The organism is Sphingomonas sp. Leaf67, from assembly GCF_001421965.1.
In the GTDB taxonomy this organism is placed as follows: domain Bacteria; phylum Pseudomonadota; class Alphaproteobacteria; order Sphingomonadales; family Sphingomonadaceae; genus Sphingomonas.
The window spans coordinates 72,710-97,375 of record NZ_LMLP01000012.1 but is presented as its reverse complement, the minus strand read 5'-3'; the positions used below and the strand labels follow the sequence as shown (position 1 = coordinate 97,375).

Annotated in this window: 23 protein-coding genes; 9 read left to right on the top strand and 14 right to left on the bottom strand. The window is 66.9% G+C overall.

The features are described 5' to 3' along the window. A complete protein-coding gene (locus ASE90_RS08110) occupies positions 1-1,104 on the top strand; it encodes an ATP phosphoribosyltransferase regulatory subunit (RefSeq protein WP_055998696.1) in 1,104 nt (367 codons plus the stop codon). 35 nt (positions 1,105-1,139) lie between these two features. On the opposite strand, the gene ASE90_RS08105 is transcribed toward ASE90_RS08110, so the two are convergent. Further along, positions 1,140-1,649, bottom strand: a complete 510-nt coding sequence (locus tag ASE90_RS08105; protein WP_055998694.1) for a MucR family transcriptional regulator — start codon at positions 1,647-1,649, stop codon at positions 1,140-1,142. A 559-nt stretch (positions 1,650-2,208) separates the two neighbouring features. Here ASE90_RS08105 and ASE90_RS08100 point away from each other — a divergent pair. Further along, positions 2,209-3,306: a PAS domain-containing protein gene (locus ASE90_RS08100; protein WP_235531720.1), complete on the top strand. Its 1,098-nt coding sequence runs from the start codon at positions 2,209-2,211 to the stop codon at positions 3,304-3,306. 155 nt (positions 3,307-3,461) lie between these two features. On the opposite strand, the gene ASE90_RS08095 is transcribed toward ASE90_RS08100, so the two are convergent. Then, positions 3,462-6,233: an Rne/Rng family ribonuclease gene (locus tag ASE90_RS08095; protein ID WP_235531719.1), complete on the bottom strand. Its 2,772-nt coding sequence runs from the start codon at positions 6,231-6,233 to the stop codon at positions 3,462-3,464. Positions 6,234-6,696: 463 nt separating this feature from the next. On the opposite strand from ASE90_RS08095, the gene ASE90_RS08090 reads away from it, so the two are divergent. Next, positions 6,697-7,983 (top strand): N-acetylmuramoyl-L-alanine amidase, encoded by a 1,287-nt coding sequence (locus ASE90_RS08090; RefSeq protein ID WP_082449660.1) that lies wholly within the window; start codon positions 6,697-6,699, stop codon positions 7,981-7,983. Between the two features lie 267 nt (positions 7,984-8,250). Here ASE90_RS08090 and ASE90_RS08085 read toward each other — a convergent pair whose 3' ends face one another. The 4 genes from ASE90_RS08085 to ASE90_RS08070 form a co-directional block, all read right to left on the bottom strand. After that, the gene (locus ASE90_RS08085; protein WP_055998688.1) at positions 8,251-8,784 is read right to left on the bottom strand and encodes a SixA phosphatase family protein; all 534 of its coding nucleotides are present in this window, start codon (positions 8,782-8,784) and stop codon (positions 8,251-8,253) included. Next, positions 8,781-11,483: an ATP-dependent DNA helicase gene (locus ASE90_RS08080; protein WP_055998686.1), complete on the bottom strand. Its 2,703-nt coding sequence runs from the start codon at positions 11,481-11,483 to the stop codon at positions 8,781-8,783. The genes ASE90_RS08085 and ASE90_RS08080 overlap by 4 nt, the downstream gene beginning before the upstream one ends. Positions 11,484-11,665: 182 nt before the next feature. Continuing rightward, a complete protein-coding gene (locus tag ASE90_RS08075; protein ID WP_055999199.1) occupies positions 11,666-11,986 on the bottom strand; it encodes a hypothetical protein in 321 nt (106 codons plus the stop codon). A 49-nt stretch (positions 11,987-12,035) separates the two neighbouring features. Further along, positions 12,036-12,929: a bestrophin family protein gene (locus ASE90_RS08070; RefSeq protein ID WP_055998684.1), complete on the bottom strand. Its 894-nt coding sequence runs from the start codon at positions 12,927-12,929 to the stop codon at positions 12,036-12,038. Between the two features lie 81 nt (positions 12,930-13,010). Here ASE90_RS08070 and ASE90_RS08065 point away from each other — a divergent pair, with 81 nt between their 5' ends. Further along, the gene (locus ASE90_RS08065; protein ID WP_055998682.1) at positions 13,011-14,579 is read left to right on the top strand and encodes a lysine--tRNA ligase; all 1,569 of its coding nucleotides are present in this window, start codon (positions 13,011-13,013) and stop codon (positions 14,577-14,579) included. 163 nt (positions 14,580-14,742) lie between these two features. Here ASE90_RS08065 and ASE90_RS08060 read toward each other — a convergent pair whose 3' ends face one another. Both ASE90_RS08060 and ASE90_RS08055 read right to left on the bottom strand, forming a co-directional pair. Then, positions 14,743-15,606, bottom strand: coding sequence for an LOG family protein (locus ASE90_RS08060; protein ID WP_055998680.1), 864 nt, complete (start codon positions 15,604-15,606; stop codon positions 14,743-14,745). A gap of 48 nt (positions 15,607-15,654) precedes the next feature. Then, the gene (locus tag ASE90_RS08055) at positions 15,655-16,347 is read right to left on the bottom strand and encodes an extensin family protein (RefSeq protein ID WP_321163777.1); all 693 of its coding nucleotides are present in this window, start codon (positions 16,345-16,347) and stop codon (positions 15,655-15,657) included. A 202-nt stretch (positions 16,348-16,549) separates the two neighbouring features. Between ASE90_RS08055 and ASE90_RS08050 the strand changes: the two genes are divergently transcribed. From ASE90_RS08050 to ASE90_RS08040, 3 genes are read left to right on the top strand one after another with little or no spacing between them, the layout of a single operon-like run. After that, positions 16,550-17,209 carry a GntR family transcriptional regulator gene (locus ASE90_RS08050; protein ID WP_055998678.1) on the top strand — a complete coding sequence of 220 codons (660 nt, stop codon included), beginning with the start codon at positions 16,550-16,552 and terminating at the stop codon, positions 17,207-17,209. Positions 17,210-17,250: 41 nt separating this feature from the next. Then, on the top strand, positions 17,251-18,105 hold the full coding sequence (locus ASE90_RS08045) for a glycosyl transferase family 1 (protein WP_055998676.1): 855 nt from the start codon (positions 17,251-17,253) through the stop codon (positions 18,103-18,105). Continuing rightward, entirely contained in the window at positions 18,105-18,542 is a 438-nt protein-coding gene (locus tag ASE90_RS08040; protein ID WP_055999193.1) for a c-type cytochrome, read from the top strand. The genes ASE90_RS08045 and ASE90_RS08040 overlap by 1 nt, the downstream gene beginning before the upstream one ends. A gap of 7 nt (positions 18,543-18,549) precedes the next feature. Here the strand turns inward: ASE90_RS08040 and ribA are convergent, their stop codons facing one another. From ribA to glpX, 4 genes are all read right to left on the bottom strand, one after another. Further along, positions 18,550-19,611, bottom strand: coding sequence for a GTP cyclohydrolase II (gene ribA, locus ASE90_RS08035; protein WP_055998674.1), 1,062 nt, complete (start codon positions 19,609-19,611; stop codon positions 18,550-18,552). After that, positions 19,608-20,405 carry an exodeoxyribonuclease III gene (locus ASE90_RS08030; protein WP_200910848.1) on the bottom strand — a complete coding sequence of 266 codons (798 nt, stop codon included), beginning with the start codon at positions 20,403-20,405 and terminating at the stop codon, positions 19,608-19,610. The genes ribA and ASE90_RS08030 overlap by 4 nt, the downstream gene beginning before the upstream one ends. Positions 20,406-20,743: 338 nt before the next feature. Further along, entirely contained in the window at positions 20,744-21,364 is a 621-nt protein-coding gene (locus ASE90_RS08025) for a LolA family protein (RefSeq protein WP_055998670.1), read from the bottom strand. Positions 21,365-21,445: 81 nt separating this feature from the next. Further along, positions 21,446-22,432, bottom strand: coding sequence for a class II fructose-bisphosphatase (glpX, locus tag ASE90_RS08020; RefSeq protein WP_235531718.1), 987 nt, complete (start codon positions 22,430-22,432; stop codon positions 21,446-21,448). A gap of 85 nt (positions 22,433-22,517) precedes the next feature. On the opposite strand from glpX, the gene ASE90_RS08015 reads away from it, so the two are divergent. Beyond that, positions 22,518-22,877, top strand: coding sequence for a hypothetical protein (locus ASE90_RS08015; RefSeq protein WP_156361506.1), 360 nt, complete (start codon positions 22,518-22,520; stop codon positions 22,875-22,877). Positions 22,878-22,932: 55 nt separating this feature from the next. Next, positions 22,933-23,208: a hypothetical protein gene (locus ASE90_RS08010; RefSeq protein WP_055998665.1), complete on the top strand. Its 276-nt coding sequence runs from the start codon at positions 22,933-22,935 to the stop codon at positions 23,206-23,208. 82 nt (positions 23,209-23,290) lie between these two features. Here ASE90_RS08010 and ASE90_RS08005 read toward each other — a convergent pair whose 3' ends face one another. Both ASE90_RS08005 and hisN read right to left on the bottom strand, forming a co-directional pair. Then, a complete protein-coding gene (locus ASE90_RS08005; RefSeq protein WP_055998663.1) occupies positions 23,291-23,806 on the bottom strand; it encodes a ferritin-like domain-containing protein in 516 nt (171 codons plus the stop codon). 73 nt (positions 23,807-23,879) lie between these two features. Then, a complete protein-coding gene (hisN, locus tag ASE90_RS08000) occupies positions 23,880-24,662 on the bottom strand; it encodes a histidinol-phosphatase (RefSeq protein WP_055998661.1) in 783 nt (260 codons plus the stop codon). Between the last annotated feature and the right edge of the window lie 4 nt (positions 24,663-24,666).

Genomic DNA, 24,666 nt, shown 5'->3' with positions numbered 1-24,666 from the left:
ATGAACGATACCGGCCTCCTCCCCGAAGGGTTTCACGACCGCCTGCCACCCGCCGCCGATGGGCTGCGCCGGTTCGAAGGGGCGGTGCTGGGCGTCGCGCATGGCTATGGCTATGAACAGGTCGACCCGCCGCTCGCCGAGTTCGAGGCGGGGCTGGCCGGGCGGCTGAAGGGTACGGCGGCGACCGATGCGGTGCGCTTCGTCGATCCGGTCAGCCAGCGGACGCTGGCGATCCGTCCCGACATCACCGCACAGGTCGCACGGATCGCCGCGACGCGGATGGGCCACCACCCGCGTCCGGTGCGGCTGTCCTATGCCGGTCCGGTGCTAAAACTGCGCGCCGGCGAACTAGCTCCCCGGCGGGCATCACGACAAATGGGCGCAGAACTGATCGGACGCGACAGCGTGGCGGCGGCAACCGAGATCGTGACCGTCGCGGTCGAGGCGCTGGCAGCGGCAGGCGTCACCGGCATCTCGATCGATTTCACGCTGCCCGATCTGGTCGCGACCTTGGCCGGCGATCCGCCAGGACCGCAGCATGCCGCGCTGATCGCGGCGCTGGATGCCAAGGATGCCGGTCGCGTCGCCGCGATCGACCCGGCCTATCTGCCGTTGGTCGAGGCGGCGGGGCCGTTCGACACCGCGCTCGCCCGCCTGCGTGCGACCGATCAGGCGGGACGGCTGGCCTCCCGGCTCGACGCGATCGAGACGGTGGCGGCGACGCTGGCCGGCCGCGTTGCGGTGACGCTCGATCCGACCGAGCGGCACGGCTTCGAATATCAGAGCTGGCTCGGCTTCTCGCTGTTCGCGCAAGGCGTGCTGGGCGAGATCGGCCGGGGCGGCAGCTATATGGTGTGCCATGCCGACGGCCGCGAGGAACCGGCGGTCGGCTTCTCGCTCTACGCCGATGCGCTGCTCGATGCCGGATTGGGAGCGAAGGATCGGCGGCGGCTGTTCCTGCCGATCGGTATCGATCAGGCGGCGGCGGCGCGGCTGCGCAGCGAAGGCTGGGTTACGGTCGCGGCGCTCGACGCCGACGACACGCCCGAGGCGCAGCTCTGCACGCATCACTGGGTGGACGGCGCGATCTTCCCGCGCACATAGAAAACGGGGCGGCACGATGGCCGCCCCGATCCTGTTTATTCGGCAGCCTTGGGCTTGCGACCGCGACGGCGCGGCGCGTCGCCAGCATCGCTCTCGGCGGCGGCTTCACCGGTGTCGGCGCTGCGCGCCTTGCGACCGAGGCCGATGCGCTTGGCCATGTCGCGACGGCTCTGCGAATAGGTTTCGGCAACCATCGGATAGTCCGGACGCAGGCCATAGCGTTCGCGATAGGTTTCCGGGGTCAGGCCATGGCCGGCCAGATGACGGCGCAGCGTCTTGTACGGCTTGCCGTCGATCATCGAAATGATGTGATCTTTCGACGCGAGCGACTTGCGGACCGAGACGGCGGCAACATGGTCCTGCTGCGGCACGGCCTCTTCCTGTTCGACCTTGCCCGAAGCCAGACCCAGAACCGTCGCGTGCATGGTTTGCAGGAATGCCGGAACATCCTCAGCGGCCACACGGTTGTTGCCGTTGTTCAACCAGGCAATGGTCAGTTCGGTGGCTAGTTCGATCGCGTTCAGTTCGGAACCGTCTTCGGACATGGAGTTCTCCTTTTCTGGATCGGCCTTTGCGTTGCGTGAACCGTCAGGTCAATAGGTCCGATCTGGAGCAAAGCAAGATTTAGCTAAATTATGAGAAATATTCTCGCGCTTTCAACCCATCATCGCAAATTGTTGATCCAAAGTTGATCTGAATTGGTTGATCGACCTGGTATCGAAAATCGAGACGGCGAATATTCGCAGAAGGAATGTTCGCGGTAGATTGTGCCGGGCCGGACGATATTCGAACGATGATGGTGCACCGCGGAAACAGAGAGGCAGATGGGTAATGGAGTTGCCGGTATCGGACGCGAACGACCCTGTCTGGCAGGATATCGCGGATAAAATGCCGGTATTGGCATGGATCGCCGATCAAGACGGACGGCTCCTGTGGGGTAATCGTTGCTGGCGTGAAGCGATTGATACGGTATCGATCGGTGATATTTGGACCGGATCGCTGCCATCGGAGGCACGCGACGCAGCCATGACGGCATGGGCTGTCGGCACGACCGCCGGGAGCTCCTTTCCGCTGACGATCGAGTGCGATCGGACCGAGGACCGCGTGACCGGCTTCGCAGTGACGCCCGCCGCGCCCGACCCTGAGGGCAGGCCCCGCTGGTTCGTCATGGCCAGCGACAACGCCCGGCAGCGTCGCGCGGAAAGCGCGCAGGTCGCGGCGCAGGCTGAACTGGATACGCTGACCAACGCCATGCCGCAGATGGTGTGGGCAACGCGGCCGGACGGCTATCACGATTTCTACAACGCCCAATGGTATCGCTTCACCGGCATGCCCGAAGGTTCGACCGATGGCGAGGAATGGAACGGCATGTTTCATCCCGATGATCAGGAGCGGGCATGGGATCGGTGGCGGCACAGCCTGCGGACCGGCGAAGCCTATGAGATCGAATACCGGCTGCGGCATTGCAGCGGCACCTATCGCTGGGTCCTGGGTCGTGCCCTGCCGGTGCGGGATGGCGATGGACGGATCGTGCGTTGGATCGGAACCTGCACCGACATCGATTCGGCCAAGCGCGCCGCCGAACTGAACGATATCCTCAGCCGCGAACTCAGCCACCGCATCAAGAACATCTTCGCGATCATCAGCGGACTGATCCGCATGTCGGCGCGACAGATGCCGGCGATGCGCGGGTTTGCCGACGATCTTGCCAAGCGGATCGCGGCGCTGGGTGCGGCGCATGATCTGGCACGGCCGCACAGCGATGTTTCGCGGCCGACCGTCGGCGACGCGACCTTGCATCATGTGCTTCGCGAACTCCTGTCGCCCTATGCCGACCGCCAGTGGCGGGTGACCGGCGATGACGTCCCGCTCGATGATCGCGGTGCCACGCCGATCGCGCTGATCTTCCACGAACTGGCCACCAACGCCGCCAAATATGGTGCACTGTCCACGACCGATGGCCAGGTGACGATCGAAACCCGGCACGACGGGGAACAGGTGACGATCGACTGGCGTGAAACGGGTGGACCCGCGATCGAGCATGTGCCGGACACCGCCGGTTTCGGAACGCGATTGGCGGCGCTCAGCATCGAACAGCAATTGGCAGGAACGATCACCCGCGACTGGCGACGTGACGGGCTGTTGGTCCGCATCGAGGTGCGACGCGACGCGCTGGTTCGCGAGCCGTTGGCCCGGCGTTAGCGCGGTCTTCGACCATGTCACATCGCCGCCACCGCGCTGCAAGCGACCGCTGACGCGGCGGACCGATCCTCCGATCTGATCGAAGACCGCTTCAGGATTAAAAAAAGGGCGGCCCGTTGAGGCCGCCCTTTCGTCCGTGGCGAGGATCGCCGCGATCAGTTGCCGAAGGTGCGCTGCCACCAGCCGCGGCGGGGCGACGGGTTTTCGCTATCGCCAGCCGCTTCCTCGTTCACGGCCGTTTCTTCGGTTTCCGGTTCGGCAGCGATTGCTTCCGGTTCCGGCGCGGCAGCCGCTTCGGTCACGTCCGCCGTTTCGGCGGGCTTGCGACGCGGCGCACGGCGCTTCTTGGGGGCAGGGGCTGCTTCTGCTTCGGCCTTAACGGGGGTCAGTGCTTCCTCGGCAGCGGCCGGCTCGGCATCGGCCTTGCGACGACGCGTCCGCTTCGGCTTGGGGGCTTCGGCGGCCGGCTCGACCTCGACGATCGGAGTTTCCACCGGTGCGGGAACCACGAGCGGCGCAGCATCGCCGGCCTCGATGGTCACCGGTTCGGCTGGCGTCGGCTCGGTTGTGGTCTCGACCTTGGCACGCGCGCTTGGGCGGCGCCGGGTCCGCTTGGGCGCGGGCGTCGGTTCGGCTTCGACCATTTCGGGCTCGACGACCGGTTCCGCTGCGGCGGGTTCGGCAACCACGGCAGGTTCGGCGACATCGTCCTCGACCGGGAGGTCGGCGATCGTTCCCGCACCGTCGGCGGCATCGAACGCACCGTCACCACGACGACCACCACGACGACCACGCCGGCGACGCTTGCGCCGGCTACCGTCATCGGCGGTTTCGGTTTCGGGCGCGGCATCGTCTGCAACGTCGCGTTCGTCCGCCTCTGCGTCGACGACAGCGGCATCGACCGTCTCGTCATCGGCTTCGACCGCATCGTCGCCCTCCGATTCGATGTCGGCATCGTCGCCGGCTTCGCCCTCGACGTCGCCTTCCTCACGGTTGCGACCGCGACGGCCGCGACGGCGGCGGCGGCGCTTGCCACGACCTTCGCCCTCGTCGTCGCCGCGCGGCGGACGGGCGGTTTCCTCGACCGCGTCTTCCTCGATTTCCTCGTCGATCTCGTCCTCGATGTCCTCATAGGCATCGTCCTCGTCGTCGATGACGACCAGCGGCTCGATCTTGGGTGGGTGCGCAGGCGGCGGGCCGGATGCTTCGACCGCCATGCGCGCGCCCTCGATCTCGGCATCGGGCACGATCTCGACCGTCACGCCATAGCGGTCCTCGACCTCGGCGATGTCGGCGCGCTTCTTGTTGAGGACATAGAACGCCGCTTCCTGGCTGGCGCGCAACGCGATCAGCGAACCGCGACCGCGGGCGGCCTCGTCCTCGATCAGGCGCAGCGCGGACAGGCCGGCCGACGACGCGGTCCGGACCAGTCCGGTGCCATCGCAATGCGGGCACTGCCGGGTCGATGCCTCCAGCACGCCGGTACGCAGCCGCTGACGGCTCATTTCCATCAGACCGAAGGCGGAGATGCGACCAACCTGGATGCGGGCGCGGTCGTTCTTCAGCGCCTCCTTCATCGCCTTCTCGACCTTACGGACGTTCGATCCGTGATCCATGTCGATGAAGTCGATCACGACCAGACCGGCCATGTCGCGCAGCCGCAGCTGGCGCGCGATTTCCTGCGCCGCTTCGAGGTTGGTCGCGGTCGCCGTCTGTTCGATATTATGTTCGCGGGTCGACCGGCCGGAGTTGATGTCGATCGACACCAGCGCCTCGGTCGGGTTGATGACCAGATAGCCGCCCGATTTGAGCTGCACGACCGGATTGTACATCGCGGCCAGCTGATCCTCGACATGCGCGCGCTGGAACAGCGGCACCGCGTCGGCGTACTGCTTCACCCGGCGGGCATGCGCGGGCATCAGCAGGCGCATATAGTCCTTGGCGTGGCGGAACCCGTCCTCGCCCTCGACGATCACCTCGTCGACGTCCTTATTGTAGATGTCGCGGATCGCGCGCTTCACGAGGTCGCTGTCGCCGTAGACCAGCGCCGGCGCCGACGACGTCAGCGTCTGGTCACGAATGCCGTCCCACAGGCGAGCGAGGTAATCGAAGTCGCGCTTGATCTCCTGCCGGCTGCGCTGAAGCCCGGCGGTGCGGACGATGCAACCCATTGACGCCGGCAGCGTCAGTTCGGCCATGATCGACTTCAACCGCTTGCGGTCGGCGGCCGAATTGATCTTGCGCGAAATGCCGCCGCCATGCGCGGTATTAGGCATCAATACGCAATACCGGCCGGCGAGCGACAGATAGGTAGTCAGCGCCGCGCCCTTGTTGCCGCGCTCTTCCTTCACGACCTGCACCAGCAGCACCTGCCGGCGGCGGATCACGTCCTGGATCTTGTAGCGGCGACGCAGGTTCAGCCGGCGCTGGCGCAGCGCCTCGACCGCGGCATCGTCGCCACCGCTCTTGCGCGGGCGCGGGGCGGGGGCGTCCTCGCCTTCCTCGTCATCGTGATGATCGTCGTCCTCGTCACGCTCGACGACTTCGATGCCACCTTCGGCATCATCGTCATGATCGTGATCGTCGTAGTCGACGTCGTCGTCATGATCGCCGGCGCGCAGCGCGGCTTCCTCGGCGGCATGCTCGGCTTCCTCGGCCAGCAGCGCGTCGCGGTCTTCCTTCGGGATCTGGTAATAATCCGGGTGGATTTCGGAAAAGGCGAGGAAGCCGTGGCGGTTGCCGCCATAATCGACGAACGCCGCCTGCAACGACGGTTCGACCCGCGTCACCTTGGCGAGATAGATATTGCCCTTGAGCTGCTTGCGCTCGGCCGATTCGAAATCGAATTCCTCGATCCGGTTACCCTTGACGACGGCGACCCGGGTTTCCTCCCGGTGGCGAGCGTCGATCAACATCCGCGTGGTCATGATAGTGTCTCCGGGCGCGCGGGACGGCTGTGCCAGTCGGCGCGCCTAAACGCGCGGCGGGGTTCAAGCCCGGTGCCTGCGCGCGATTGCTGGGATATGCGTCTGCTCGCACGGGCAGTCCGGGAATTTCCGGGCGGACAACCGTCGCCCCGACGCCGGCCGCGACAGCGGCACAGGCGGAACGGGACGGAACTTGCCACATGCGAACATCAACCTGAATAAATCCCGCAGGCGGTTGCGAACGGGATGTAGCATCGGCTCCCCTGGGACAGGCCCGGGACCGACGTAGGAACAGGCGTAGCATTCACCATCGTGAACGGCAACAGCGCGGGCATGCTTCCTTACCCGGTTATCTTCCCCGCTGTTTTAGGGTAAATTAATCTTTACCACGGTTAGTAAGGGCTGTTTGTGGCCGGAGTCGGTACGGCACCGGTTCGCGAAATGGGGGAAGAGCCGCTTCGTCATGGGTAAGCGCTGGGCCAGCTTCGGATTCGCAGGATCGCGCGCGTGGCATGCGGCCACGCTGGCGGTGTCATGCGCAGCGTTCGGATCGCCCGCCGCCGCCCAGCGCATCGACGCGGTCGAAGTTGCGAACGACCGCATCGTCATCCGCCTCGACGCGCCGGCACGCGGTGCCAGCAGCTTTGCGATGGCCGGCCCCGATCGGATCGTCGTCGATCTCGACGGGGTTCGTCCCGGCGGGCGCAGCGCTGCCGGTGGATCGGTGCTGGCGGTGCGACAGGGTGTGCGCGGCGATCGCGGCAGCCGGATCGTGCTCGACCTCGCCGAATCGGCGATGGTCACCGGCGGCGGATTTTCCGATGGCGGGCATCGCCTCACGCTCGACCTGCGCCGGGTGAGCGCCAGCCGCTTTGCGCGGGCGGCGGGGGGCGGGCGGATGCGGTTCGCGCCGCAACCGGTGGTCGGCGCGATCGTGCCGGTGGCATCGTCGGCAGCGATGGTCGTCGACCGGCGACAGCGAGCGACCGCCAGTGTCGCCGTACCCGTCGCACGCCCGCGCCGTGGCCTGCCATTGCCAAGGGTAGAGGGCGACGCCGATCGGCCGCTGGTGGTGATCGACGCCGGCCATGGCGGCCATGATCCCGGCGCGATCTCGCCGCATGGCGGCCTGCGGGAAAAGGATCTGACGCTCAAGACCGCGCGGGCGATCCGCGACGCACTGCTCGCCGGGGGCCGCGTCCGCGTCGCCATGACGCGCGATCGCGACCAGTTTCTGGTGTTGCAGGAACGCTATGCCATCGCCCGTCGACTGGGGGGCAGCCTGTTCATCTCGGTCCATTGCGACAGCGCCGATAACCCCGACGCCAGCGGAGCCAGCATCTATACCCTGTCCGAAGTCGCATCGGACCGCGAAGCGGCCCGGCTGGCGGCGCGCGAGAACAAGGCCGATATTCTCGCCGGGGTCGATCTCGGCCGGCAACCGGCCGATATCTCGTCGATCCTGATCGACCTGACTCAGCGTGAGACGATGAACGAATCGGCGGGCTTCGCGCGGTTGCTTGGGCGCGAGGCGAAGGGCGTGATCCCGCTCAAATCCAATTACCACCGCATGGCGTCACTGATGGTGCTGAAGGCACCCGACCTGCCATCGATCCTGTTCGAAACCGGCTATCTGTCGAACGAGGGGGATGCGAAGCGGCTCGATTCGGCGGAGGGGCGAAAGGCGATCGCGAAAAGCGTGACGCAGGCGGTGGAAATCCACTTCGCGCGGCGGATGGCGGCGCGCTGATCGCGGCTGTCGTGCGATAACGAACCGTATTCTCGCGCCGGCGAGACCTATTCGAACGTTCCGATTACCGATCGGCTGGCGTACCCCTGCCTCCGCAACGCCTGTCGAATGCGCCCACGACCGTACCCCCGCAGAGGCGGGATTCCAGGGTTCCAAGGCATAAGCCGTTGTTTTGTGAGGCTCTGGACCCCCGCCTGCGCGGGGGTACGGCGAGAGGACGAGACGGTCAGAAACCTTGCGCAGGTTTCGCCTTCCGCGGCGTACCGTTCAATCGTGATTCGGTCCCAGCGACGGGTCCAGATCGCGGGGCCGGACGAACGTGACCAGATGGCCGCAGCCATTGCCCGCGCTGGCCCAGTCGCCATCCAGTTCCAGCACCGCGACGCTGGCGGTGGGAAACTTCTCCTCGACCGCGCCGCGCAACGGGTTGCTTTCGGCCGACAGCAGCAGGACGAGATCCTCCAGCCCCGGATTATGCCCGACTAGCAACGCGCGATCGACATCGGCGGGCAGCGCGCGCACGGCGTCGAGCAACGTCCCCTCCGACGCCAGATACAGCAGGCGGTTGCTCTGCTCCTCGGGCAAGCTGCCATAACCGCGCCGGAAATGGTCGAGCGTTTCGACGACGCGGCGGGCAGGGCTGGCGACCAGATGATCGAACCGGCATCCCAATTGCCGCAGATGCGCGCCCATCGCGGTCCCAGCACGTGCACCCTTGGCGTTCAGCGGCCGGTCGAAATCGCGGGTAATGGCATCGTCCCAGCTCGACTTGGCGTGGCGCAGCAGCGTCAGCGTCTTCATGGCAAGGGCTCCATCGGCAGGGCATGCGCCCCATGCCCCACTTCCTGCCCCAAGGAAAGGGCGCGCGCGACCGCTTCGTCCAGCGTGCAGCGGACAACTGGTGTCCCATCGGGGAACGCGCCCAGCAGCCGCGACGGCATCGCCGCCGACAGCAGCACGAACAGCCCGCGATCGTCGGCGCGCCGGATCAGCCGCCCGAACGCCTGTGCCAGCCGCGCGCGCACCATCCGGTCGTCATAGGCGCTGCCACCGCCCGCCAGTCGCCGCGCGGCGTGGAGCACGCCGGGCTTTACCCACGGCACCCCCTCCATCACCACCATCCGCAGCGAATGGCCGGGCACGTCGACCCCGTCGCGCAGCGCATCGGTGCCGATCAGCGAGGCGCGCGGGTCGTCGCGGAAGATGTCGACCAAGGTACCGGTGTCGATCGGGTCGACATGCTGCGCGTAGAGCGGCAATCCGTCGCGCGCGAGGCGGTCGGCGATGCGCGCATGGACACCGCGCAGCCGCCGGATCGCGGTAAACAGCCCCAGCGTGCCGCCCCCCGCCGCGACGATCAACCGGCCGTACGCATTGGCGAGCGCGGGCAGGTCGCCACGCTTCACATCGGTCACGATCAGCACCTCGGCCTGCTTGGCATAGGCGAACGGGCTGGTTGCGGCGAAATGGGTCGGCGGGCGCATCAGGTACGGCGCACCGACCCGCGCATCGGCCTGCGTCCAGTCGCCGCCCGCGCGTAGCGTCGCGGAGGTCACCAATACGCCGTGCGCGGGCTTCAGCACCGTTTCGGCGAAGGGGCGGCCGGGATCGAGCCAGTGGCGGTGCAGCCCCATGTCGTATTCGCGTCCCTCGACCCGTTCGACCGCCAGCCAGTCGACGAAATCGGGATCGACCGGCCCGCCGACCCGCGCCAGCAGCCGCCCCCATGCCGCAACCGTTTCCGCCCGCCAGCCGAGCGAGGCGATCGCCCCCTCGATCCGGGCGCGCGCCGGGCCGTCCATCCAGTCCGGCCCCTCGGTCAGCACCGCTTCCAGCCGCTTGCCAAGCGCAATCAGCGGGCGCAGCAGCGCATCCAGTGCCTGCGCGGCGGGACCGGCGGCGTCGACCAGTTCGGGCGGCGGTTCGGTCAGTTCGGTCTCGAGGCCATAGCCTGCCTCGCCATCCTTGGCGCGCGCGAACACCGCACCGCGCACGCAGGCCAGCAATTTCTCGACCGGACCGAACGGATCGCCCTCCTGCACCCGCGCCAACCAGCCATCGGCGGGCAGCAACCGCGCGGCATCGACCGCCGCCGCCACCGCTTCGCCGCCCGCCGCATCATAGCTGGCGACATCGGACAGCCGCGCCGCCAGCCCACGCCGTCGCCCGCGCCCGCCGCCCTCCGGCCCCAAGACCCAGCGGCGGATCTCGATCGCCTCCATGCCGGTCAGCGCGGCGGAGAACATCGCATCGGCGGCATCGAACAGGTGATGGCCTTCGTCGAAGACATAGCGGGTCGGGCGCGTGCCGGTCTCGCGACCACGCGCGGCGTTGACCATGACGAGCGCGTGGTTGGCGATGACGATATCGGCCTGTGCCGACGCCCGGGCCGCGCGTTCGATGAAGCATTTGCGGTAATGCGGGCAGCCGGCATAGATGCACTCGCCACGCCGGTCGGTCAGCGCGGTCGATCCGTTGCGCCGGAACAGCGTCGGCAACCAGCCGGGCAGGTCGCCGCCGACCATGTCGCCATCGGCGCTATACGCCGCCCAGCGCGCGACGAGGTGCGCCAGCACCGCCGCCCGCCCCTGAAACCCGCCCTGCAACGCGTCCTCCAGATTGAGCAGGCACAGATAATTCTCGCGCCCCTTGCGCGTCACGACGCGGGCGCGGCGTTCGGCGGGATCGGGAAAGACGCGTTCGCTTTCCTGCGCCAATTGCCGCTGCAACGCCTTGGTAAAGGTCGATACCCACACCGCGCCATCGGCGGCCTCCGACCACAGCGACGCGGACGAGAGATAGCCGAGCGTCTTGCCGATGCCGGTCCCTGCTTCCGCCAGCACCAGATTGGGCGTGTCGCGTGCGACGCGCGGGGCAAAGGCGTCGGCGGCGGCGGCAGCGAAGGCGCGCTGGCCGGGGCGCGCCTCTGCCCCCTGACCGGTCAGGGTGGCCAGCCGTTCGGCGATGGCATCGGGGGACAGCGTCACCGTCCGCGGCGCACCACGCGGCGGCGCTTCCTCCCATTCGGGCAGCTTCGAGAACAGCCAGCGTTCGGCGGTGGCGGGTTTCGGCAGCACCTGTCCAAGAGCCGGAGCCCATGGCCAGCGCAGCCGGAACAGCGATTGCGCGGCGGTCCATGCCCCTTCCTGTTCGGGCCAGGGCGCAGCGGCGGTCGCGATCAGTGCCGACGCCGCATCGCGCAGCAGCGCCGCGACGCTCGCCTCGTCGGCCGGCAGCGTCAGCTTCAGCGCCTGCGCGATCCCCTTCGGCGTCGGCACTGCGAACCGCGCCGGATGGACGAACGCGAACAGTTCGAGCAGGTCGAGCCCCGACAATTCGGCATAGCCCAGCCGCTGGCCGATCAACGGCGCGTTGAGGACGATGGTCGGGGTATCGGCGACGCAGGAAATCGCCTCCCCCCGGCTGACCTCGCGCGTACCATTCGCGTCGGCGATCCAGACGCCCGAATGGCTGGCGTGCAGGGCGGGGTAGGGGAGCATCGGAACGCCTTACCGCGAGAGCCGCCGGAACGGAAGTGGAACGCAGCAAATCCTCCCCGGCACGGGGAGGGGGACCGTCCGCAGTACGGTGGAGGGAGGGCGCCGCACAATGCAACCGCTCCGTACGAGGACACTCCCCTCCACCAGCTTCGCTGGTCCCCCTCCCCGTGCCGGGCAGGATGTCAGGTGTCGATCTTCTCGCGCTGGCGGTCTGCCCATTCCTTGCCTTCGTCACCGCCCCAGAGCAGCCACGCGATATAGCCCGCCGACGGGTCGTCATCGTCGCCCCAGCGATGCGCCTTGGTACCCTTGTCAACGTCGTGCCGTGCGAAATAGCTGTGCATCGATTTGACGTCGTCGTCGGACATCGGGCCGCCATCGACGATCTGCTTCGCGCGCTTCACCCCGACCTCGGTCCCGCCGCGATCGAAGGTCTCGTGCAGCTTGAGGCCCTTTTCGGCGTTCGCCGCCATCTTCTTCGTCGGTTTGTGCTCGTCGGCCATCGGCATCCTCCGTCGATGGCTCAACCCGTTCAGCCGGCAGGCCGTTCCGTTACCACAACACGCCCTTGTCCGGGGTCAGCGGTTGCGGTGCCGGATCGCCGATCGCCTGCAACAGGTCGATCTCGATCGTCCGGCACATCGCCGTCAGCGGCAGGTCGTGCACGGTGTTGGCGAACGGATCGGCCAGATCCTCGCCGATCTGCAGCACGGCAAGGAACATCAACCCCGCCAGCCCCGACCCGAGCGGCGTGGCGATGCCGAGCGTTTCGACCAGCCCGATCGGCAGCACGATACAGAACAGCCGCGTGAACAGCGACGGCAGGAACCGGTACTGCACCGGCAGCGGCGTGTTCTTGATCCGCTCCATGCCGCCCTGCGCGTTGGCGATGTCGATCAGCACGCTTTCGAGTCCGGTCTGCTGGATGCTGTCGATCCATCCGCGGCGCTGCGCCTCGGCAATGCGCGAACCGGTACCGTCGAGCAGCCCGTTGGCGACGTTGGTGCGCCCCAGCGGCTCGCCCGCCTCGTCACGCGACAGGAAGCGATGCACCTCGTCCTTCGAATCCAGCTTGCGCAACTGGCAGCGCAGCGCGTGGACATAGGCGATATGCCGCAGCACGATCGACCGCTTGAGATCGCGCTTCTGCCCTTCGTTTTCCGGCCCGATGTACGAGATTGCGCCGCGCGCGAGGTTGCGCGACGCGTTGATCATCAATCCCCAGAGCGAACGCGCCTCCCACCACCGGGCATAGGCCGAGTTCACCCGGAAGCCCAAGAACAACGCCAGCGCCGAACCGAAGATCGTCAGCGGCAGCGACGGCGCCTTGAACGGCAGGACGAAGTACACGACAGTGACGATCACGTCCCAGACGAACAGGGCAAGCGCCGGCTTCCATACTTCGGCGACGATACGGGGCAGGCGGGGTGCATCGGAGACGATCATTGCTCCACGCTACGCCCAACCGACGGCATGGTTGCATCGCAACAGGTGGAAATATTGCGGCCAACCGCGTATCGGGATCGGATGACCAACCCAGACATCCGCAATGCAGCATTGGTTTCAAAAGCTTGGCCGTATGAAGAGGCGCGCAAGCTGCTGAAGCGCTATCCGGACGGGAAGCCGGGCGGCGAGCCGGTCCTGTTCGAAACCGGCTATGGTCCGTCGGGGTTGCCGCATATTGGTACCTTCAACGAAGTGCTGCGCACGACGATGGTCCGCAAGGCGTTCATGGAATTGTCGGATCAGCCGACCCGCCTGATCGCGTTTTCGGATGACATGGACGGCCTGCGCAAGGTGCCGGACAATGTGCCCAACGGCGATCTGTTGCGCGAACATCTGGGCAAGCCGCTGAGCGAAATTCCCGATCCGTTCGGGACGCACGCCAGCTTCGCCGCGCACAACAATGCGCGGCTGCGCAGCTTCCTCGACCAATATGGTTTCGATTATGAATTCGCGTCGTCGACCGATTATTATCGCGGCGGCAGGTTCGATTCGGCGCTGAAGGCGATCCTGCGCAACTATCAGGCGATCCTCGACATCATGCTGCCGACGCTGGGGGCCGAACGTCGTGCAACCTATTCGCCGGTGCTGCCGATCTCGCCGACCAGCGGCATCGTGTTGCAGGTCCCGGTCGAGGTGCTCGACGCGGAAACCGGCATGGTTGCGTTCATGGACGGCGACACCCGCGTCGAACAATCGACCCTGTCGGGCGGCGCGAAGCTGCAATGGAAGGTCGACTGGGCGATGCGCTGGGTCGCACTGGGCGTCGATTACGAGATGGCGGGCAAGGATCTGATCGACTCGGTGACACAGTCGTCGAAGATCGCCCGCGTGCTCGGCGCGCGTCCGCCCGAGGGCTTCAATTACGAGATGTTCCTCGACGAACATGGCCAGAAGATTTCGAAGTCGAAGGGCAATGGCCTCAGCCTCGAACAATGGCTGACCTATGGTCCGCCCGAAAGCGTCGCCTTCTACGCCTATCGCGAGCCGAAAAAGGCCAAGCAGTTGCATCTGGGCGTGATCCCGCGCGCGATCGACGAATATTGGCAGTTCCGCGCCAATTACGCCGATCAGCCGGTCGAACAGCGGCTGGGCAATCCGGTCCACCATATCCATGGCGGTCCGCCGCCCGCCGAGACGCTGCCGGTGACCTTCGGGTTGCTGCTCAATCTGGTCGGCGTAATGGGTGACGCGACCAAGCCGCAGGTGTGGGGGTATCTGGCGAACTATGTCGAGGATGCGTCGGCGGAACGCTACCCGGCGCTCGACGCGCTGATCGACCATGCGCTGGCGTTCACCCGCGACGTGGCGGAAAAGCCCGAACGTCGCGCCCCGACCGAACTCGAACGCGCCGCGCTCGAACGGCTCGATGCCGAACTGGCGGCGATGCCCGGCGATGCCGGAGCGGAGCAGATCCAGAACGCGGTGTACGAAATCGGCAAGACCGCCGGGTTCGAGTCGCTGCGCGACTGGTTCAAGGCCTGTTACGAAACGCTGCTCGGCACGGCGCAGGGGCCGCGCATGGGCAGCTTCATCGCGCTGTACGGCATCGACAATACGCGCAAGCTGATCGCCGAGGCGCTGGCGCGGTAGTCGTCATTTTCAAAAAGGGCTTGGTCACGAGCCCTTTCGTCATCCCGGCGCAGGCCGGGATCCACGGTGCCGCTGGATCCGAACCCTTCAGCGCTTGCGGAACCTTGTATCCCGGCCTGCGCCGGGATGACGAACGTAGGAAACGGTTATCCGGGACCGCGGACTATTTCCGGTCCTCGTAGAACTTCCTGACCACGTTCCACCCTTCTTCCGCCGTTTCGACGAAGGTGATGAGGTCGAGATCGCGTTCCGAGATCACGCCTTCCTCGACCAGCGCGTCCCAGTTGACGACCCGATTCCAGAATTCGCGGCCATAAAACAGTACGGGGATCGGCTCGATCTTGCCGGTCTGGATCAGCGTCAGCAGCTCGAAGCTTTCATCGAACGTGCCGAAGCCGCCGGGGAACACCGCGACCGCGCGGGCGCGCAGCAGGAAATGCATCTTGCGCAGCGCGAAATAGTGGAACTGCATCGACAGCGCCGGGGTGACATAGGGGTTGGGAGCCTGTTCGTGGGGGAGGACGATGTTCAACCCGATCGATTCGGCACCGGCTTCGTTCGCGCCGCGATTGGCCGCTTCCATGATCGACGGGCCGCCGCCCGAACAGACGACGAAGTGCCGCTTGCCGTTGACATCGTTGGGAAACTGGCTGGCGTGGAAGGCCAGTTCGCGCGCCACGTCGTAATAATGCGCCTTGGCGACGATCCGCTCGGCGATCGCGCGCGCCTTGTCGTCCTGTGCGAGGTCGAGCAGCATGTCGGCCTTGTCCGGTTCGGGAATCCGCGCCGAGCCGTAGATGACGAAGGTCGAGGCGATGTTCGCCTCGTCGAGCAGCAGCGAGGGTTTCAGCAGTTCCAGCTGGAAGCGCACCGGCCGCAGATCGTCGCGCAACAGGAACTCCATGTCCTGAAACGCCAGTCGATAGGCGGGATGCTCGGTCTGCGGGGTGGAAAGCTGGGCGCGGGCCGCCTCGGCCTCCTGCTTGGCCCCGCGGAACACGCGGGACGGTACTTTGGTATCGGTCATAGGCGGATGAATTTAGGCACGTCCGCAAACAGCGGCAAGCGGGTTGCGTCACCGGCATAGCGGTCGCCCGCCCATGTCGAAATGAAAATGGTTGGCGTGCGCCGCGTTATAGTCGGGACCGAGCGTGGTGACGAAGCGCTTGCAGGCCGAGCGATGGACGATGCGCAGGAAATCGCGGACCTGCGGGTCGGGGCTGTTCCAGTCGCGCTCGATCGAGATGCGGCGGCCGTCCGCCAGCACGAAACTGCCGATGTCGATCGCATTGGCGAGACCATGTTCGGACACGCGCCCCGCCGCGCGACTGCCGCCACCGACGATGCCCCGGCAGACATAGGTGCCATAGCTGTCGATTCGCGTCACGTCGCTGCCCAGCAGTTGCCGCGCCGCCGGACGGACGCCGTGGCGGACCCAGCCGGTCAGCGCCCGCGCCGCCGGACAGCGTATCGCCTTCAGCCCGTTGATCGGCGTGCCGATGTCGAGCAACTGCACCGCGCCCAGCACGATGCAGCCCGATCCGTAGTCGCGATCGGGCAGGGGGCTGAACCGGACCTCGGCACGCGACAGGTCCGCGAAACATTGCTGCGTGTCGCGCGGCGTCTGCCCCGACAACGTGATCGGCCCCGCCGGGCGCGGCGCGATCGGTCGTGGCGGCGGCGTGGGGTCGGGACGGTCGCCACCGATACACGCCGACAGGAACAGGATCGCAAGCAACAGGGTGAAACGCGGAGTGGCCATCGCCATCGTGGTTCCACGTCACCGTCGGCACCACAAGCGGCGATGCGACCGACCGTGCCATGCGTTCGTGATGCGGATTGACGGTAACCGTTGTCACGAAAAGATTGATTGCCGGGCACATTTTTGAATATGTACGACTTTTGGATGCCCGGATGACGGGGATTCTCCCCGCCATCCGGCAACGGACCGCATTGCAAAGGAATGCAGCGTGACTATCGTCGTCCGAACCCTGTCCGATCGCGTGTTTGAAATCGTGCGCGAACGAATCGTCAGCGGTGCGCTGCCCGAAACCTTTGCGATTCGTCAGGATGCGCTGGCCAGCGAACTGGGCGTCAGCAAGATCCCGCTGCGTGAGGCGCTGGCCCGGCTGGAACAGGAAGGACTGGTCGCCGGACAGGCCAATCGCGGCTATACCGTGCGGCCGATGTCGGCGTTGCAGGCCGAGGAAATCTACGAGCTGCGTCTGGCGGTGGAGCCGGGTGCTGCCGCCTATGCCGCGATCCACGCCGACGAACTGCGGCGCGCGGCGGTGATCGATGCGTTCGAGCGGCTGGACGGCGCGCCGGCCCGCGACCTGCTGGAGGCGGCGGCGCGCAACCGCGCGTTTCACGCCGCCCTGGTGGCGGCGAACGGGCGCGATCTGACGATCGATCTGGTGCAGCGTTTGTCGGTGTTGGCCGAACGCTATGTCGTCGCCCATCTGCGTCCCGCCGGACGTGGCGACCGCGCCTATGTCGAGCATCGCGCGCTGCTCGACGCGTGGCTGGCGCGGGACGGGGTGGCGGTGCGCACCGTACTCACCCGCCATCTCGAAGCGACGATCGAGGATCTGCGTACGGAATTCGCCGCAGCGGTAACCCTCGCCTGACGCGGGGTGGGCGGGGGCCGGCGGCTGGGGTAGGAAGCGGCATGATCCGTCTGCTCCTGACCCTGACCGCCATGTCGCTGGCGACTGCCCCGGCAATTGCCCGCGACATCCTGTTCATCGGCAACAGCTTCACCTTCGGTGCCGGATCGCCGGTCGAACGCTATCGCCCCGACAGCGTCACCGACCTGAACGACGACAGGATCGGCGGGGTGCCCGCGCTGTTCCGTGCCTTTGCCGAACAGGCCGGGCTGGACTGGACCGTCGCGCTCGAAACCTCGCCGGGCAAGGATCTGGCCTATCACTATGCCAACCGGCGCGGTGCGATCGACCGGCGCTGGGACGTGGTGATCCTGCAGGGCTATTCGACGCTCGACGCCCGGCGGCCGGGTGACGCCACCCGCCACGGCGAAGCGGCGGGCAAGCTGGCGGCGCTGGTCCATGCCCGCAACCCCCAGGCGCAGGTAAAGCTGGTCGAAACCTGGTCGCGCGCCGATCTGACCTATCGCCCCGGCAGCCGCTGGTCGGGCAAGCCGATCGCGGCGATGGCGAACGATCTGGCGGCGGCGAACCGGCAGGTGGCAAGGACGGTGCCGGGCATCGCCGGCACGATCCCGGTCGGCAGCGCGTGGAACGACGCGATCGCCAGCGGGCTGGCCGACGCCAACCCGTATGACGGGATCGATCCGGGCAAGATCGGGCTATGGGCCGACGATCACTATCATGGCAGCACCGCCGGCTATTATCTGGAGGCGCTGGCCATCTTCGGCCGGGTCACCGGCTATGACGTGCGGCGGCTGGGCCCTGACGAGCGCGCCGCCCGCGACCTCGGTCTGACGCCCGCCATTGCCAAGGCGTTGCAGCGGGTCGCGTGGCGGACGTTGCGGCGGAATCGCTGATGCGCGGGCTGTTCCCTGCCCTGTTTCTGACGGCGTTCCTGACGGCGTGCGGCGGCGGCGATGCCGATCGTGCCGGGCGGCTGCGCGCGGCAGGGCCGAACGCCGGTCTGACAGGGTTGCTCGCTTATGCCGATGCCGGTGCGGGGCGTCGTGCCTTTGGCCAATGCGCCGCGTGCCATACGATCGGGGCGGGGCGGCAGGCGCTGGCCGGACCCAATCTCCATGGCATCATGGGGCGCAAGGTCGCTGGCGACGCGCGCTTCGGATACACTCAGGCGTTGATCGACCATGGCGGCCGCTGGGACGCGGCGCGCATGGATGCGTGGCTCGCCGCGCCGTCGCGGGTGGTGCCGGGGACGCGGATGGCGTTTGCCGGCGTCCGCGACCCGATGGAGCGCGCCGACCTGATCGCCTATCTCCAGTCGGAGAGCAGGTAGGTCCGCCCTATAGCTGGTGCCCGGTCCGGTCGCGCTTGGTCGCCAGATAGCGCGCGTTATGCGGATTAGCCGGCAGGTGGTGCGCAACCCGTTCGATCACGGTGATACCCGTCGCTTCCAGCCCCGCGACCTTGGCCGGGTTGTTGGTCAGCAACCGGATCTGCCGCTGCCCGAGCAGCGCCAGCATCCGTCCCGCGACGCCGAAATCGCGCGCATCGATGGCAAAGCCCAGCCGGGTATTGGCGTCGACGGTGTCGAACCCCTGATCCTGCAGCGCATAGGCCCGCAACTTGTTGACCAGTCCGATCCCGCGTCCCTCCTGTCGCAGATACAGCAGGATACCCCAGTTCGCATCGGCAATGGCATGGATCGCGGCATGGAGCTGCGGCCCGCAATCGCATTTCAGGCTGCCCAGCACATCCCCGGTCAGGCATTCGCTGTGCAGCCGGACCAGGGGCGGGCGTCCATCGGGCTGACCGATGAGCAGTGCGACATGCTCGCCGGCAGCATCGGGCGTGCGGAATGCGACGATCTCGCTGTCCTCCGCCCCCGCCACCGGCAGTCGCGCGCGGGTGACGATCGCCAGCCGATTGGCATCCTCATGCGCGTCGATCGCTTGCGGGGTGATCGTCACCTCTGCGCCGGTACCGCCCGCGACGAAGGCGGGCAGCAGGCCCGCCACCCGGGCGAGGCGCAGCGCGGCGGTAGCGGCGACCGGCGCGGCGACGTCGATGCTACGAAACGGCCCCTTCATCGGCGTGGCAAGGTCGAGTTGCGGGTCGGCCAGCGCCGTCGCGGCGGCGAAATCGGTCCATGCCTCGCGCCGGATCGCCACCGGATGATCGGGCTGGGCGGCGGCACGCTGGTTGACGATCCGCAGCGTTTCGGCCCGCCCGAACGACAACAGGATATGGCCGGTGCCATCGGGATCGAACCGCGCCAGCCGCTCGGGATCGGCGGTTTCGATCGGCAGCAGCGTCAGCGCCGGCTCGCCCGGCGCGACGATCGCGATCGGCCAGCCGCGGCGCAGCGCGTCGATCGCGCGGGCGACGTCGCGGGTCTCGCTCAAAACGCGAACTCCGTGACGATCGGGATATGGTCGCTGGGCTTCAGCCAGCTGCGGCACGGTTCATGGACGCGGTGCGCGACCGCCTTTGCCGCGACGTCGCGGCTGGCCCACATATGGTCGAGCCGCCGTCCGCGATCCGACGCCGCCCAATCCTTCGCGCGATAACTCCACCAGGTATAGAGCCGCTGCGGTGCCGGTACGAACTGGCGGCCCAGATCGACCCAGTCGTTCGCCGCCTGCAACCGCGCCAGCGTCGCGACCTCGATCGGCGTATGGCTGACCACGTCGAGCAATTGCTTGTGGCTCCACACATCGCTTTCGAGCGGGGCGACGTTGAAATCGCCGACCAGCAGCGTCGGGATGCCCGACAGGCCGTGCGACCATTCGATCATGCGTTCGAGAAAATCGAGCTTCTGGCCGAATTTGGGGTTCACCGCGCGGTCGGGCACGTCGCCCCCGGCGGGGATATAGACATTCTCGATCCTGAGCCCGTTGGCCAGCCGCACGCCCAGATGCCGCGCCTCGCCATTGGCCTGCCAGTCGAGCCGGTCATCCTCGGCCAACGGCACTTTCGAGATCACCGCGACGCCGTGGTGCATCCGCTGCCCGTTGATCGCGATATGCGTATAGCCCAGCCGCCGCAGCGGTTCGTAGGGAAAGTCGCGATTCTCGACCTTGGTTTCCTGAAGGCAGAGCACATCAGGCTGCGCCTCGCGCAGGAATTGCTCGACGATGTCCATGCGGAAGCGGACCGAGTTGATGTTCCACGAAGCGACCGAAAGCGTGTCCATGATGCAGCCTGTATCCTCGCCCCCGCGCCGGCGCCAGACATGGAAAGGCCCCCGCTCCGGGGGCATGGAGCGAGGGCCGACCTGGCGTTCGTTACGCAGGCGGGCGTTGAAGACCCGGGCAACAGGGGGGAAAATCCCGGACGCGCTCCAACACCGCGAGATCAGCCTTAGGGCTGCGAACCTGTCGCCAACATGAACGCATTCTGTAATTTTCTAAAAATACCGGACATATGCGTTGAGCGGCGGCAAATGGAGCAGGCCGCGCGCCATTCGCCGGTATCGGCATCGCCAGCCGCTCGCGAATCGGTTTGCGGTGGAACAGGTCGGCCGCGACGGTGCGCCTATCGCCGCGGACGGCTGGGTTCGTTGAACCGGAACGCGTTGTCGGCGACCGGGACGTTGAACTTCTGGTTCGTCAGGCGGACCGTCGTCCGGTTCGCCTGCGCGTCGAGCGCGACCCAGCCCTGCAGCATCAGCCCGGCGGGGGCGGACGGCTGGCGCGCGAACACCATCGTGATCCGGCCATATTCGGGGCGTTTCGGGTCATAGGCCTCGACGCTGACGATGCGCGGATCGTTCGACGGCACGACGCGCGCGAATTTCGATGCGTCGCGTTCGGGGTTCAGCAGGATGCCGAGCGGCGAATTGCCGATCGGCCAGCGCTGCTTCTGCCCGACCTGATAGTCGAGGAAGTAGAGCGATTTGCCATCCGACACGAGCAGGATCGGCACGCCCTTTTGATACTGAAAGCGGATCTTGCCCGGTTTCTTGAGCGTCAGCTGCCCGGTCAGCACGCGGCCGTTGCGATCGGTCTGGCTGAAATCGGCGGTCATCGTCTGCGTCGCCGACAGATGCCGCTGAACCGAGGCGAGATCGTTCTGCGGTGCCTGCGCATACAACGCGACCGGGGCGGCAAGGGCGACGGCGAGAGCGAGCGGGCGGATGGGGAATCTCCGTATCATGGGGGCCGGATTAGGATCGGCGCATTGAACGCGGCGTGAACCCATGGGTTGCGCCGCGTTCATCGCGTCCGGTCCGGGCGGTTACAGCCGGTGTTCGCCCTTCACCCAGCGGACCGTGCCCGAACTGGCGCGCATCACGACGCTTTCGGTGGTCATCTTGCCCTTCAGCCGCTTGACGCCGGCGAGCAGCGAACCGTCGGTCACACCGGTCGCCGCGAAGATGCAGTCGCCGCGCGCCAGTTCGGTCAGGTCGTACTGCTTGTCGAGGTCGGTGACGCCCCATTTGGCGGCACGCGCGCGTTCGTCGTCGTTGCGGAACAGCAGCCGGCCCTTGAACTGCCCGCCGACACAGCGCAGCGCCGCTGCCGCCAGCACGCCCTCCGGCGCGCCGCCCGATCCCATATACAGGTCGATCGTGGTGTCGGGATCGCTGGTCGCGATCACGCCCGCCACGTCGCCGTCGCCGATCAGCATCACGCCGCAGCCGACCGACCGCAATTCGGCGATCAGCGCGGCGTGACGCGGGCGGTCGAGAACGCAGACGATGATGTCGTGCGGATCGACGCCCTTGGCCGTGGCCACCGCCGTCACATTCTCGGTCGGCGATCGGTCGAGGTCGATGACGCCGTCGGGATAGCCCGGACCGCATGCGATCTTGTCCATATAGACGTCGGGGGCGTTCAGCAGCCCGCCCTTTTCCGCGATCGCCAGCACGGCCAGACTGTTCGGACCGGCGGTGGCGCAGATCGTGGTTCCCTCCAGCGGGTCGAGCGCGATGTCGATTTCGGGGCCGGTGCCGGTGCCCACCTTCTCGCCGATGAACAGCATCGGCGCTTCGTCGCGCTCGCCCTCGCCGATCACGACGGTGCCGTCCATGTCGAGTTCGTTCAGCGCGGCGCGCATCGCCTCGACAGCGGCGGCGTCGGCAGCCTTTTCATCGCCCCGCCCGACCAGCGTCGATGCGGCGATCGCCGCCGCTTCGGTGACGCGCACCATCTCGAGCACGAGGACACGATCGAGCGTGTTGCTGACAGGCTGCATACGGCGAAGCTCCGAGCTGTTAAACATATTAAACAGGCGATAGGCGACCGACCCTTGCCCGGCAAGCTGCATCGTTCGATAGGTGTGTCGTTCGCTTCGGGGAGGCATGGGCATGACGGCATGGGTGGTGTTGCTGGCGATGGTGCAGGACGATGGCCGGGCGGCGGCGATGATCGCGCGGGCGCGCAGCCTGACGCAGGTTGCGCAGGCCTGTCGCGCCGATGCCGATACCGACGAAATCGTGGTGTGCGCCAGGCGTAACGCCGACCGGTTTCGCGTACCGCTGTCGACGCCGCCGGCCGACGGCGACCCCCGTGCGGTCGATGCGCTGGGCGAGCGCGAACGGTTGCTGGCGGTACCGCAACCGTCCTGCGGGACGGCTGCGTTTCTGCAGGGCTGCGGGTTCGTCGGCGTAACCGCGTCCACCCGGCGCGGTGGCAGTATCGCCGCGCCCCGGCCGCTGGCGAAATAGGCAACCAAAGCGCTGACAACGGGTTCGGAAGTTCAGGTTTTTCGGGGAGCGTGCCATGTCGATGACGCTGTTGTTCGCGCTGGTCCTGCAATCGGCGCCGGTGGTGACGAAACTGAACGTGGCCGAACCCGTCGATTGTGCGGTCACGCCGCGCGCGCTCGGATGTCCGGAACGGCGCAACCAGCGCTTCCGGCTGGGCGACAGCGACGAACCGGCGTTCGACCGAAAGGCCGATGGATTGAAGCAGGACGGGCGGCAATGCGGGCTGCTGGGATCGCAGCAATATTGCACCCGCAAGCCGCGCACCATCCTGTCGGCACCGACCAACTGACACTCCGCTTCGAAACGCGCCCTTCCGCGCGTTCCAAACGGGTCTTCAACGAACGGGGCGGCAAAATGCCGCCCCGCGCGCATCATGCCTCGGCGAGTTCGGCCTGCGCGTTGACCTTGTGCTCGGCCATCGACGTAAGCTTCTCGTCGGTGGCGCGTTCTTCCGCCAGCGTTTCGGCGAGCAGCGCGGCGATATCCTCCCGGCCCAGCTGCCGCGCCCATGCGATCAGCGTGCCATAGCGGGTGATCTCATAATGCTCGACCGCCTGCGCCGACGCTATAAGGGCGGCGTCGAGCACCTTTTTGTCGGCAATCTCGCCGGCAACCTCGTTCGCTTCCTTGATGATGCCGTCGATCGCCGGGCAGGTCACCGCCTTCCTGGTTGCGCCGTGCAGCTCGAACACCTGTTCCAGCCGGCGGATCTGCCCTTCGGTTTCGGCCAGATGGCGTTCGAACCCGGCCTTCAGTTCGGGATCGGTCGCCTTGGCGATCATCTTCGGCAGCGCCTTGGTAATCTGGTTCTCGGCGTAGAAAATGTCCTGAAGCTGGTGGACGAACAGATCGTCGAGCGTCGCGATATCCTTTGAAAACAGACCCATGACAATTTCCTTCGCTGGCGGGGTGATGCCGCTCTCAACGATGCGGTCCGCCCCGGGTTGCGTGGAAAGCGCGTTACCGGCCGCGACAGGCGAGCAGTTCGACGACATCCTCCAGCCGCGCGGCGTCGCCCAGCGCGATCACCTCGCCGATGCTGCCGGCGTGCAGCGGATCGCCCGACCAGTCGCTCATCGTGCCGCCCGCGCCCTCGACCACCGGTACCAGCGCGGCGAAATCGTGCAGCTTCAAACCGGCCTCGACCACCACGTCGATATGTCCCGACGCCAGCGTGCCATAGGAATAGCAATCGCCGCCCAGCACGGTCGAGCGCACCTTTGCCTCGACATGTTCGAAGCCGTGCAGCTGCCCGTCGTCGAACAGTGCCGGGCTGGTCGTCGCCAGCAATGCGTCGGCCAGGTCGCGGCAGCGACGGGTCCGGGCCGGTTGCCCGTTGAAGGTCGTGCCGCGCCCGACCGCCCCGATCCAGCGTTCGCCGATGATCGGCTGGTCGATGACGCCCAGCACCGGCCAGCCATCCTCGACCAGCGCGATCAGCGTGCCGAAGATCGGCCGTCCGGCGATGAACGAGCGGGTGCCGTCGATCGGGTCGAGCACCCATACCCGCCCGCTGGTCCCGTCGCGGACGCCATATTCCTCGCCCTGAATACCGTCCGAGGGCCGTTCGCGCTCGATCAGAATGCGCATCGCCGCCTCCGCCTCGCGATCGGCGAGCGTCACCGGCGAGGCGTCCTCCTTGATTTCGAGGCCATAGTCGCTGCGGAAGCGCGGGCGGATCGCGGCACCGGCGGCATCGGCCAGGTGCGCGGCAAGGGTCAGGTCGGTGGCGGTGACGGGCATGATG